The 11,338-nt window shown below is 71.5% G+C and carries 11 protein-coding genes and 3 tRNA genes; 9 read left to right on the forward strand and 5 right to left on the reverse strand.

Annotation, left to right across the window (positions count from 1 at the left end; all coding sequences use genetic code 11):
- From B1729_RS13185 to B1729_RS13195, 3 genes are all read left to right on the forward strand, one after another.
- Positions 1 to 1,287, forward strand: a 1,287-nt coding sequence (locus B1729_RS13185; RefSeq protein ID WP_163633138.1) for a glutamate--tRNA ligase, incomplete at its 5' end; no start/stop codon positions are given.
- A 107-nt stretch (positions 1,288 to 1,394) separates the two neighbouring features.
- Positions 1,395 to 1,469 (forward strand) — tRNA-Gln (locus tag B1729_RS13190).
- A gap of 282 nt (positions 1,470 to 1,751) precedes the next feature.
- Positions 1,752 to 3,656, forward strand: coding sequence for a serine/threonine-protein kinase (locus B1729_RS13195; RefSeq protein ID WP_163633140.1), 1,905 nt, complete (start codon positions 1,752 to 1,754; stop codon positions 3,654 to 3,656).
- Positions 3,657 to 3,695: 39 nt separating this feature from the next.
- Here the strand turns inward: B1729_RS13195 and B1729_RS13200 are convergent, their stop codons facing one another.
- A complete protein-coding gene (locus tag B1729_RS13200) occupies positions 3,696 to 4,619 on the reverse strand; it encodes an aminoglycoside phosphotransferase family protein (RefSeq protein ID WP_163633142.1) in 924 nt (307 codons plus the stop codon).
- An 86-nt stretch (positions 4,620 to 4,705) separates the two neighbouring features.
- On the opposite strand from B1729_RS13200, the gene B1729_RS13205 reads away from it, so the two are divergent.
- From B1729_RS13205 to B1729_RS13220, 4 genes are all read left to right on the forward strand, one after another.
- Positions 4,706 to 5,485: a DeoR/GlpR family DNA-binding transcription regulator gene (locus B1729_RS13205; RefSeq protein ID WP_163633144.1), complete on the forward strand. Its 780-nt coding sequence runs from the start codon at positions 4,706 to 4,708 to the stop codon at positions 5,483 to 5,485.
- Complete coding sequence (locus tag B1729_RS13210; protein WP_163633146.1) at positions 5,482 to 6,438, forward strand: 1-phosphofructokinase family hexose kinase; 957 nt, start codon at positions 5,482 to 5,484, stop codon at positions 6,436 to 6,438. The genes B1729_RS13205 and B1729_RS13210 overlap by 4 nt, the downstream gene beginning before the upstream one ends.
- A 33-nt stretch (positions 6,439 to 6,471) precedes the next feature.
- Positions 6,472 to 8,532: a fructose-specific PTS transporter subunit EIIC gene (locus tag B1729_RS13215; protein WP_163633148.1), complete on the forward strand. Its 2,061-nt coding sequence runs from the start codon at positions 6,472 to 6,474 to the stop codon at positions 8,530 to 8,532.
- 63 nt (positions 8,533 to 8,595) lie between these two features.
- A complete protein-coding gene (locus B1729_RS13220; protein ID WP_163617386.1) occupies positions 8,596 to 8,865 on the forward strand; it encodes an HPr family phosphocarrier protein in 270 nt (89 codons plus the stop codon).
- Between the two features lie 138 nt (positions 8,866 to 9,003).
- Here B1729_RS13220 and B1729_RS13225 read toward each other — a convergent pair whose 3' ends face one another.
- The gene (locus B1729_RS13225) at positions 9,004 to 9,642 is read right to left on the reverse strand and encodes an MBL fold metallo-hydrolase (RefSeq protein WP_163617385.1); all 639 of its coding nucleotides are present in this window, start codon (positions 9,640 to 9,642) and stop codon (positions 9,004 to 9,006) included.
- 120 nt (positions 9,643 to 9,762) lie between these two features.
- Here B1729_RS13225 and B1729_RS13230 point away from each other — a divergent pair.
- A tRNA-Glu gene (locus B1729_RS13230) sits at positions 9,763 to 9,838 on the forward strand.
- 42 nt (positions 9,839 to 9,880) lie between these two features.
- A tRNA-Glu gene (locus B1729_RS13235) sits at positions 9,881 to 9,953 on the forward strand.
- A gap of 81 nt (positions 9,954 to 10,034) precedes the next feature.
- Here B1729_RS13235 and B1729_RS13240 read toward each other — a convergent pair.
- The 3 genes from B1729_RS13240 to B1729_RS13250 form a co-directional block, all read right to left on the reverse strand.
- Positions 10,035 to 10,391, reverse strand: coding sequence for a DUF202 domain-containing protein (locus B1729_RS13240; protein WP_163617384.1), 357 nt, complete (start codon positions 10,389 to 10,391; stop codon positions 10,035 to 10,037).
- The gene (locus B1729_RS13245; protein WP_163617383.1) at positions 10,388 to 10,750 is read right to left on the reverse strand and encodes a DUF202 domain-containing protein; all 363 of its coding nucleotides are present in this window, start codon (positions 10,748 to 10,750) and stop codon (positions 10,388 to 10,390) included. Before B1729_RS13245 ends, B1729_RS13240 begins: the two co-directional genes overlap by 4 nt.
- A gap of 21 nt (positions 10,751 to 10,771) precedes the next feature.
- Positions 10,772 to 11,338: DUF4349 domain-containing protein (locus B1729_RS13250; RefSeq protein WP_163633150.1), on the reverse strand; the 567-nt coding region annotated here is incomplete at its 5' end.

Consider the following 11,338-nt stretch of genomic DNA (forward strand, 5'->3'; position numbering starts at 1 on the left):
GACGAGGGCGTCGAGGTCGGCGGGCCGCACGCGCCGTACCGGCAGTCGGAGCGCCACGGCATCTATCGCGAGGTGCTCGACCGGCTCATCGCCGCCGGCGCCGTGTACGAGAGCTACTCGACGGCCGAAGAGATCGACGCGCGCAACGAGGCCAACGGCCGCGCCAAGCAGCTCGGCTACGACAACTTCGACCGCGGCCTCACCGACGAGCAGAAGGCGGCGTTCCGCTCCGAGGGGCGCGAGCCCGCCTGGCGCCTGCGCGTCCCCGACGAGGACTTGACCTACGTCGACCTCATCCGCGGCGAGGTGACCTTCCCCGCCGGGTCGTTCCCCGACTTCGTGCTGGTGCGCGCCGGGGGAGTGCCGCTCTACCCGTTCGTGAACCCCGTCGACGACGCACTCATGGGTATCACCCACGTCATCCGCGGCGAAGACCTCATGCCGTCCACGGCCCGCCAGCTCGCGCTGTACCGGGCGCTCGTCGACGCGGGCGTGACGACATTCATCCCGCGGTTCGCGCACATGCCGCTCGTGCTCGGCGAAGTGGGCAACAAGAAGCTCTCGAAGCGCGACCCGAAAGCCGACCTCTTCCTCCAGCGCGAAAAGGGCTTCATCCACGAGGGGCTGCTGAACTACCTCGCACTCCTCGGCTGGTCGATCGCTCCCGACCGCGACGTGTTCTCGCTCGAGGAGCTCGTCGCCGCGTTCGACATCGTCGATGTGAACCCCAACCCCGCGCGCTTCGACCAGAAGAAGGCCGAATCCATCAACGGCGACCACATCCGGATGCTGCCGCCCGCCGAGTTCGCCGAGCGCCTGGTGCCGTATCTCACGGCCGCCGGTGTCATCGACGAGAACCCGACACCCGCGCAGGAGGCGATGCTCGCGGCATCCGCCCCCCTCGTACAGGAGCGGATGCAGCTTCTCGGCGACGCGCCCGGCCTGCTGGGCTTCCTCTTCACCGATGTCGTCGCCTACCAGGACGACGCCCTCGCGTCGCTGCCCGCGAACGCGAGCGAGGTGGTCGTCGCCTCGGTCGGTGCCCTCGAAGGGGTGCCCGACACCGAGTTCAGCGCCGCTGCGGTGCAGGATGCCCTGGCCGGCGCGCTGATCTCGCCCGTCGCGGACGGCGGGCTGGGCCTCAAGCCGCGCGTCGCATACGGCCCGCTGCGTGTCGCTCTGAGCGGCCGCCGCATCTCGCCGCCGCTGTTCGAGTCGATGGAGCTCCTCGGCAAGTCGGAGTCGATCCGCCGGCTCGAGGCGCTGTTGGCGTTCCGGCTCGGGTAGGCCGCTTGCGCGTGACTCGCCCGGGATGCGCAGCAGGCCGTGTCGGTTTGGAGGAGCCGCCGAAGTCGCGTAGACTTATTCCTCGGCACGGCTTCGGCTGACAGCCTTGGGGTATGGTGTAATTGGCAACACGGAGGTTTCTGGTACCTTTGTTCTTGGTTCGAGTCCAGGTACCCCAGCCAACGAGAAAACCCCCGCTCAGCGGGGGTTTTTCGTTTGCCGTGGCGCGGTGAGCAGCTGAAGGCGCATGGTCGGTACGGCGCTCTGGATCAGGCCGGGGTCGCTCCGCAGCGAATGCCGTCGGGCGACGGTGCCTTCTGGTGACAGACGGGCGATTCGGCGAGATGTCGCCAGCGGATCGGCGATGACTTCGCTGCTTCCACAAGGAGCCGCCCGGCGCAACCCCCTCTGACAACGCTGCAGGCGGCGTAGCCTTCACGGGAGGTTCGAGGGGCGGCACACCCATGAGTACTCCTACCGCCCTCGTCGCCGACCGCTACCGGCTCGTAAAGATGCTGGGTGCGGGCGGGATGGGCATCGTATGGCAGGCCTGGGACTCCCGCCTGCGTCGACCGGTCGCACTCAAGATGCTGCGCACCCAGCCGGAGCTCACCGACGGCGAGCGCCAGCTCGCGACAGACCGGGCGATGCGCGAAGCCCGGATCACCGCCGGCCTCCACCATCCCCACGCGGTCACCGTCTTCGACGTGGTGGAGCACGACGGGCAGCCCTGCATCGTGATGCAGCTCATCGAGTCCACGCCGCTCTCCGAGCTCCTGCGCGAACACGGCCCGTTCACGCCGGCCGAGGCGGCGCACATCGGGGCGGAGGTCGCGTCTGCGCTGGCCGCCGCACACGCCCTCAAGATCGTCCACCGCGACGTGAAGCCCGGGAACATCCTCATCGCTGGCGACGGCTCGGCGCTGATCAGCGACTTCGGCATCTCGCATGCCCTGGGTGACGCGTCTCTCACCGCGACGGGGATGGTCCACGGCACCCCGGCCTACCTCGCACCCGAAGTGGCGCGCGGACTGCCGACGAGCTTCGCCTCCGATGTCTTCTCGCTCGGGTCCACCCTCTATGCGATGGTCGAAGGTCAGCCGCCGTTCGGCACCGACAAGAACCCCATCGCCCTCCTCCACAGAGTGGCGAGAGGCGGGTACGCGGCGCCGAAGCACGCCGGCCCGCTCGCGCCGCTGCTGCGCAAGATGCTCGCCTCCCAGCCCAAGCGGCGCCCGACCATGGCGTCGGTCGCCGATGCGCTGAGCTCGCTGCATCGCGAGAGCGCCGCCGACCGAGAGGTCACGGCGGGGCTTGTCGCCCTCGGATTCGACGCGGCCACCGTCGGTGCGATCGGTGAGGCCGACGCTGCGACGGTGGCGCAGGACCCTGCCACGCTGTCGACGATCGCGCCTGATGCCGCCACGCCGCCGACGGTCGCGCTCGCGGACGCGGAGGTCGAGGACCCGGATCCCGGCTCGCCCACACCGCCGACGATGGCGCTCGAGGGCGCCGGGGTCGAGGAGCAGGATCCCAGCGCGCCCACGCCGCCGATGATCCCCGCGGATCCCGGCGCTCGGCCAGGGCCGCCGCGCGTTCCTCTCGTGCCCGCCGATTCGTCGACCGCTCGGCTGCCGACCGGGAAGACCGTCCGCGTCGACCAGCCGACCAGGTACGAGGCGCCCACGGCCGAGACGGAGCCGCTGCGGCCGGCCGCGAGCGCAGGCGTGGCGGCGGGAGCGATCGGCACGTTGCCGTCGTGGACGACTGCGGCGCCTCCCGCCCAGCCCGTCCGCGCTCCGCACCGCCGTCGAAGGGGCCTCATCGCCGGCGCGCTGATCCTGCTGGGTGCGGTGGGGATCGGCGCCGCCCTGCTGTTCAGCCTGGTGTGGCCGGGCGTCCAGCCGGAGGCCGATCCGACGCCCGCACCGACCCCGGTGGCGACCTCGGTCGAGGAGACGAGTCCGGCCGGAGAGACGCCCGCACCCGAGGTGGTCGCGCCGGCGCCCGGCGCTTCCGCGCCGCCCGAAGCGGAGCCCTCGCCGGTGCCGCCCGAGCAGCGTGTGGTCGAAACGATCTCGGGGTACTACGCGATGATGCCGGAGAATCGCGACAGCGCCTGGCCCTTGATGACCGCCGACTACCAGGAGAATCACGCCGGCGGCCGCGGCGGGTACGAGGCATTCTGGTCGGGGATCTCCGACATCTCGATCGCGGACGTCCGCGCCACCGGACCCGACAGCGGGCAGGCGACGCTGACGTACTATTTCCGCGACGGCCGCGTGGCGGAAGAGGTCACCGCTTACCGGTTCGCGGACGAGGGCGGCGTGCTCAAGATCGCGGCGACCGAGGTGCTGAGCAGCCGGTGAGCCGGCCGCGCGGGCGTCGCGCGCCAGCTGGGGATCGCCTCACACGGCGTCCGCGATCACCTCGGCGGCGGCATCCTGTCCCAGCGCGAGGTAGTCCGGGTTGTCGTCGCTGTGGCCGAGCAGCATGAGCACGACGGCGGCAGCCCACGCCCGGGCGCGGGTCCAGATGTCGGCGTCGTATCGTGACCCTGAGGCGGCGATGAATCGCTCGCGCCCGGGGGCGTCGAAGGCGAGCCAGGCGATCGCGAGGTCGTACGCCGGATCGCCGGCTGTCACGTCGCCGAAGTCGATGATCCCGGTGAGTGCGCCCTCGTGTGTCACGAGGTTGCCGGGGTGCATGTCGCCATGGATCCACACCGGCGGATGATCCCAGGGAGCGGCCGCGAGGCCGGCCCGCCACACCGCCTCGAGGCCGGTGACGGATGCCGCGCCCAGCGTGCCGGCATCGCGGACGGTCCGCAAGCGCTCCGCAACGGCATCGGCGCGCGTCGCGAGCGGGACGCCGCGGAACGGGTTGACCGGATACCCTTCCGGCGCGTCGACGTGGAGCGCGTCGAGCGCGCGCGCGAGCACCGGCGCCCATGCCCCGCGTGCGCCGCGTGACTCATCCATGGCCCGCTCACCCTCTATCCACGGCACGACCGACCACGCCCAGGGATAGCCCGCGGCGGCGACGCCGTTCACGAGGGGCGCGGGCACGCGCAGGCCCGTCGGGGCGAGCCGCACGGCGACGCCCGGCAGCACCGCCTGCTCGTGCCGCACGAGCGGGGCGGCGAGTGCGCGACGAGGAAGGCGCACGGCGTAGGCGTGACCGAGGCGCCACACCTCGCTGTCCCAGCCCTCGGCGACCTTCTCGAGGGGGAGCTCCGAGGCATCCGGGATCGCGTCGGTGGCCTGGGCGGCCAGCAGTCTGCGGACGAGGGGACTGTCGATCAGGATCTCGGCGGCGGGCTTGGCTGGCACCGTACGAAGATACCGGGTGAAGCAGGAGGGTTGTGTTTGTGTGGGAATGCGTTGTATTGTGTGGGAATCCAACGGAGGGTTGACACATGTACGCGACGGAGCGCCACGAGCAGATCGAGTTGCTGCTGGCTGCGCAGGGGCGGGTCGGCGTGGTCGAGCTCGCCGAGCGGTTCGACGTCACCACCGAGACCATCCGTCGAGACCTCGATCACCTCGAGTCCACGGGCGCGCTGCGTCGCGTGCACGGCGGCGCGGTCGGGCGGGAGCGTGCCAGCACGCGTGAGCCTTCGCTCGCCGAGCGCCTCGAGCACCACGGCCGCGCCAAAGAGGCCATCGGCCGGCGCGCGCTCGATGCGCTCGGCCCGGACTTCACCGGCTCGGTCTTCCTCGACGCCGGCACGACCACCGCTGCCGTGGCCACGGCGCTCGTGCCGCGCGTCGCACGCGGGCGCATGGAGGTCGTCACCCATTCGCTCACCCTCGGTCACGCGCTCGCCGCGGTCCCCGGCGCCTCGCTCTCGTTCGTGGGCGGGCGGGTGCGCGGTCTCACGGCCGCGGCCGTCGGCGCCGACACGGTGCGGACGGTCGCGGGCCTGCGCCCCGACGTGGCGTTCGTCGGCACCAACGGCGTGTCGGCGACTTTCGGCCTCAGCACGCCCGACCCCGACGAGGCGGCGGTGAAACGCGCGATCGTCGCGTCGGCGCGGAGAGTCGTCGTGGTCGCCGACGCCGAGAAGCTCGGCGCCGAGCTTCTCGTCGGGTTCGCCTCGCTGTCGGACATCGACGTGCTCGTCACGGATGCCGCACCCGATGCCGAACTCGCCGACGCGCTGGCGGCGGCCGATGTGGAGGTCTGGCTCGCATGATCGTGACACTCACCGCCCATCCGTCCCTCGACCGGACGCTCACGCTGCCGGCGCCGCTGCAGGTCGGCGAGGTGCAGGGCGCGGACTCTGCCCGGGAGGACGCCGGGGGCAAGGGTATCAACGTCGCCCGCGCGGTCGCGGCCGCGGGGGAGGAGTGCACCGCCGTGGTGCCCCTCGCCGCCGGTGACCCGTTCGAGGCCCTCGTCCGAGATGCGGCGCTCCTCGAGCCCGCACTCCACACCTGTCCCGTGCCCGTCCGAGGCCGGGTCCGCGCGAATCTGGCGATCACGGATCCCGCGGGGGTCACGACGAAGCTCAACCTGCCGGGCGCCAGGCTCTCGCCCGACGAAGTCGCGGCCGTCGTGCACGCGACGGTGGCGGCATCCGCCCATGCGGCCTGGCTCGTCCTGGCAGGCTCGCTGCCTCCCGGCGTGTCCGACGATTTCTACGTCCGGGTGATCCGTGCCGTGCGAGACGCGCACGGCGCCGCAGCCCCGCTCATCGCCGTGGACACCTCGGGCCGGGCCCTCGCGGCCGTCGTGGCCGAAGGTGCGCCCGACCTGATCAAGCCCAACGACGACGAGCTCGCAGAACTCGCCGGCACCCGGCTCGAGGGCACAGACCCCGCCGCGGTCCTCGATGTGGCGCGCTCGCTCGTGCCGACACGCGTCGGGGCCGCGCTGGTCACCCTCGGCGCGCGCGGAGCCGTGCTCGTCACCGCCGACGGCGCCTGGACGGCGGGGCCGCCGCCCATCCAGGTGGTGAGCACCGTCGGTGCGGGCGACAGCTCGCTGGCCGGCTACGTGCTCGCCGCGACGCGACAAGCAGGACCCGAGGAGCGACTGCGCCACGCGATCCGGTACGGGGCGGCCGCGGCATCCCTTCCCGGCACGCAGGCGCCGACTCCCGCAGACGTTCCCGCGGGCGACGTGACCGTCACCCGCCTTCTCTAGCACCACCCCACTCGACGACCGCAGGAGGTCACCGTGTCCGACACCATCACCCCAGGCCTGGTCAGCCTCGACGCCACCCTGGGCGCCGACAAGTCCGAGGTCATCCGCTCCCTCGCCGCACGCGTGGTCGCAGAGGGTCGCGCAACCGACGCGCAGGCCCTCTTCGACGACGCCTGGGCGCGCGAAGAGAAGGACGAGACCGGGCTTCCCGGCGGCATCGCGATCCCGCACGCCAAGAGTGCAGCGGTGACGACGCCGTCGCTCGCCTTCGCGCGACTGAAGCCGGGCGTCGACTTCGGCGCCCCTGATGGCGACGCCGACCTGGTCTTCCTCCCCGCCGCGCCCGCCGATGCCGCCGAGGCGCACCTCGCCGTGCTCTCCAAGCTCGCGCGCAGCCTCATGCAGGCGGACTTCACCGCGGGCCTCCGCGCGGCGACGACCGACGACGAGGTGGTGGCGATCGTGCAGGCGGCGATCGGGGAAGGCACTCCCGCCCCGGCGGTGGCGCCGGCAGCGTCGTCGACGACGGCTGCCACGACGGATGCCGCGCCCGCCGCCGCGGCGGGCCTCGCCGTCGACGGCCGCCCTGCCCGCATCGTCGCCGTCACGGCGTGCGCGACCGGCATCGCCCACACGTTCATGGCGGCCGACGCACTGACCGCGGCCGGCAAGAAGGCAGGGATCGACCTCGTCGTCGAACCGCAGGGCTCGAGCGGCTACCAGGCACTGCCCGCGGACGTCATCCAGGGGGCGGACGCCGTCATCTTCGCGACCGACGTCGATGTGCGCGAACCGCAGCGGTTCGCCGGCAAGCCCGTCGTCCGCTCCGGCGTCAAGCGCGGCATCGAGCAGCCCGGTCAGCTCATCGCCGAGGCGGTGGCCGCAGCGAAGAACCCGTCGGCCACGCGCGTCGGCGGCGAGGCGGCCGCGGTCGCATCCGCCCCCGCCGAGAAGCTGTCCTGGGGTGCCCGCATCCAGCGCATCCTGCTCACCGGTGTGAGCTACATGATCCCGTTCGTCGCCGGCGGCGGCCTCCTCATCGCCCTGGGCTTCCTGTTCTTCGGCGATGACTACACCGCCCCCGACAATGCGACCACGGTGATCGTCCAGAACTCGCTGTGGGACCTGCCCGAAGGTGGACTCGGCATCTATCTCGGCTCGGTCGCCTTCGCCATCGGCGCCGCGTCGATGGGCTTCCTCGTCTCGGCCCTCGCCGGCTACATCTCGTTCGCCATCGCGGATCGGCCGGGCATCGCGCCGGGCTTCGTCGCCGGCGCGATCGCGGTGACGATGAACGCCGGCTTCATCGGCGGCATCGTGGGCGGCCTGCTCGCAGGCGTCACGGCGTGGTGGATCGGAACGTGGCGCGTTCCGCGCTGGCTGCGCGGCCTGATGCCCGTCGCGATCATCCCGCTGCTGGCCTCCATCGTGGCCTCCGGGCTCATGGTGCTCTTCCTCGGCCGTCCGATCGCGACGTTGATGGTGTGGCTGACGGATTGGCTGAACGAGCTCGCAGGCACGTCGGGGATCGTCGTCGTGGGGATCGTGCTGGGCCTGATGATGTGCTTCGACCTGGGCGGCCCCGTGAACAAGGTCGCGTACGCCTTCGCGGTGGCGGGGCTGGCCACCGCATCTCCGGAGAACACCACGCCCTACTTGATCATGGCCGCGGTGATGGCTGCGGGAATGGTGCCGCCGCTCGCGATGGCCCTCGCATCGACGGTCCTCGCGCGCAACCTCTTCCCGCCTGTCGAACGGGAGAACGGCAAGGCCGCGTGGCTGCTGGGCGCCGCCTTCATCAGCGAGGGTGCCATCCCGTTCGCTGCTGCGGATCCGCTGCGGGTCATCCCGGCCTCGCTCGTCGGTGGCGCGGTGACCGGCGCCCTCAGCATGGCGTTCGCGGTCGAATCGCTCGCACCCCACGGCGGCATCTTCGTGTTCTTCGCCATCGACCCCGTCTGGGGCTTCCTGGTGGCGATCGCAGCCGGCACCGTCGTCTCCGCCCTCGCCGTCATCGCCCTGAAGAAGTGGGTCGGCCGCAAGGAGCTCGAGCAGGCGGAAGCTGTCGAGTCGGCCGTGCCCGTGGCGGCCTGACGCCCTCGTCCGACAGAATCGGAAGCGTCGACCGCAGAGGTTCGACGCAGACAGGAGAGAACCATGGCAGAACGTCAGGCGACCATCGCCAGCAGCTCGGGACTACACGCGCGCCCCGCGAAGCTCTTCGTGCAGGCCGTGCAGGCGCAGTCGGTCCCCGTGACCATCGCCGTCGACGGTGGCGCAGATCTCAACGCCGGCAGCATCCTGTCGCTGATGGGCCTCGGCGCTTCGCAGGGGACCGTCGTGACGCTGAAGGCCGAGGGGGACGGCGCCGAGGAGGCCCTCGACGCACTGGTCGCGCTCCTCGAGACCGACCTCGACGCGCAGTAGTCCTGCGTTCCACGCTCCGGGCGCTCGCGCCGTCGACAACGCGTGAACGAAGGCCCCAACGCCCACTCCAGGCGCCGCTGGCGCGGGTCGGAGTCACGGGCGCGGGGGCCTTCGTCTGCGTTTCCGCGGACGCCGGGCTCAGCTTTCGGTGGAATCCCCGGGGTTCAGGACCACGAGTTCTCCGCCGTGCTGCTCGGCGGCCCAGCCGAGACGGGCCCGGCCCATGTCACGCCCCGAGACGGACAGGGTCATGTCGTGGGTGGCGAACACGCGCCGGGGCGCGACGGCGAGCACGAAGTCCATCGCCTCGCCGATCTTGAGCCAGGGTGCGCCGACGGGCGCGGCGAGGAGCTTCACGGAGCGGCCCTCGGGAACCGCGTACGAGTCGCCCGGGTAGTAGAAGTCATCGTTCACGAGGACGCCGACGTTGTCGACCACGGGAATGGACTCGTGGATCACCGCGTGGCGACCGCCGAAGAACTCGAGACGGAACGGGTCGACCTCGACGACGTCGCCGGGGTGGACGACGGTGATGTCATACGCGCCGGCCGCCTTGCCCACGCCCTCGGGGGCGAAGATCGGCGTGCCCGGGAACAGGCCGAGGATGCGATCGAGGTGGTCCGCGGTCCAATGATCGGCGTGCTCGTGCGTCAGCACGATCGCCACGACCTCCTCGAGCTCGCCCAGCGGGGCGGTGAAGGATCCAGGGTCGATGATCAGCGTCCTGCCCATGTCGACGATGGTGAGGGTCGCATGCTCGAACTTCGTGACTCGCATGTCCACGAGTCAACCGCCCCGGTGCCGTACGAGCAAGCCGCGTCCGCAGTCGGGCTGCATGACCCGCGGCGATTTGGAGCGGGCATGGACGACGTGGCATAATCGAACGGTTGCCTGAACGGCCCCATCGTATAGCGGCCTAGTACGCCGCCCTCTCACGGCGGTAACGCGGGTTCGAATCCCGCTGGGGTCACCAGTCAGGCAACACGTCGCAGCTTCTGCTGGCGACAGGCTATGCGGCCCCATCGTATAGCGGCCTAGTACGCCGCCCTCTCACGGCGGTAACGCGGGTTCGAATCCCGCTGGGGTCACAAATGGCTCGAGGCCCCCGAATCCGCCAGGATCCGGGGGCCTCGAGCCATTTCTGCGCCAGCGGCGTGCGAGAACTGCTCTCAGGTGGCGGCGACCACGACGAGGATCACGGCCGAGACCACGCCGCAGCCCACGACGAAGAGCGTCAGCGTCATGAGCAGGCGCGCGTCGGGCAGGTCGGCAGGTCGGTCGTCGAGAAGCGCGCGGTTGACGGCACGGTGCCGCGCTCGCGCGCCCGCCCAGAGCGCGATCGCGAAAGCGACGCCGGCGATCCCCGGTGCGAGCAGGAGCTGCTGCGCGGCCGGCGCGGTGGCGAGCGACGGCAGGACGCGCAGCGCAAGCAGGGATCCCACGCCGATCGCGAGGGCCGTGCGCCGCCACGCGAGCTCTGTGCGCTCCGGTTGCAGGCCGGGGTCGAAGAGCCGCCGCTCGCTCATCGCAGGATCACGCCGAGGAGGACGAGCACGCCGACCACGACGATGGTGGCGGCCAGCGCGATGCTCGTGGCAGAACCGGGCAGCGGTGTCGCTGCGCGCAGGGCGCGCTCGGTGCGCCCCCACTCCACCCACGCGAGGACCGGCACGGCGAGACCCGCGGCGATGAGGATCACGGATGCCGCCAGCCGCAGTGACGGCTGCAGGTCCAGGCCGAGCGCCTCCAGCGCCACGCCGCCGGCGATGAGGGCGAGGGCGGTGCGGTTCCACGCGAGGAAGGTCCGCTCGTTGGCCAGGCTGAACCGAGGATCCGGCTCGGTGCCCGTGCGGTAGACCGAGCCGGGGAATCTGCTGCGCGCCACCGCTTCACAGTATTCGACCCTTCAGGACGGATCGACGGTTCTCGACGGATCAGGTCGCGCCGGCTCCTCACCGGACGTCGCGGCCGAGGGAGCGGCATCCGCTCGACGATGGCGCCGCCCGCGCACGAGCCGTACGACGCCCCACACGATAAGTGCGACGACGGCGGCCACGGCGAGCCAGGGGAGAAGGAAGCCGAGCGCGACGACGATGCCGTTGAGTGTCGCGATGAGCCCGTTCCAGCCTGCGGCGAGGCCGTCGCCGAATCCGGCAGGATCGGCGGTGACCGGCTCGATGTTCGGCACCACCGTGACAGACAGCGTCGACATCGCGACCTGATCGTCGAGCATCTCCAGCTGCTGCTGGTAGGACTCCAGCATGGCCTGCCGTTCCGACAGCGCCGCTTCGGCCGAGATGAGGTCGGCGACGGACTGCGCCTGGGCCATGAGTGCGGTGAGACGGTCGACGGATGCCTGCGCGGCGTCGATGCGTGCCTCGAGGTCGATGGTCTGCCCGGTCACGTCCTGCCGCGAGAGGTTCGTCGCGGTCACCTCGCCGACGTCGTCGAGCTCGTCGACGACGTCCTGCAG

It is taken from the genome of Microbacterium sp. B35-04, from assembly GCF_010634885.1.
Taxonomy (GTDB): domain Bacteria; phylum Actinomycetota; class Actinomycetes; order Actinomycetales; family Microbacteriaceae; genus Microbacterium.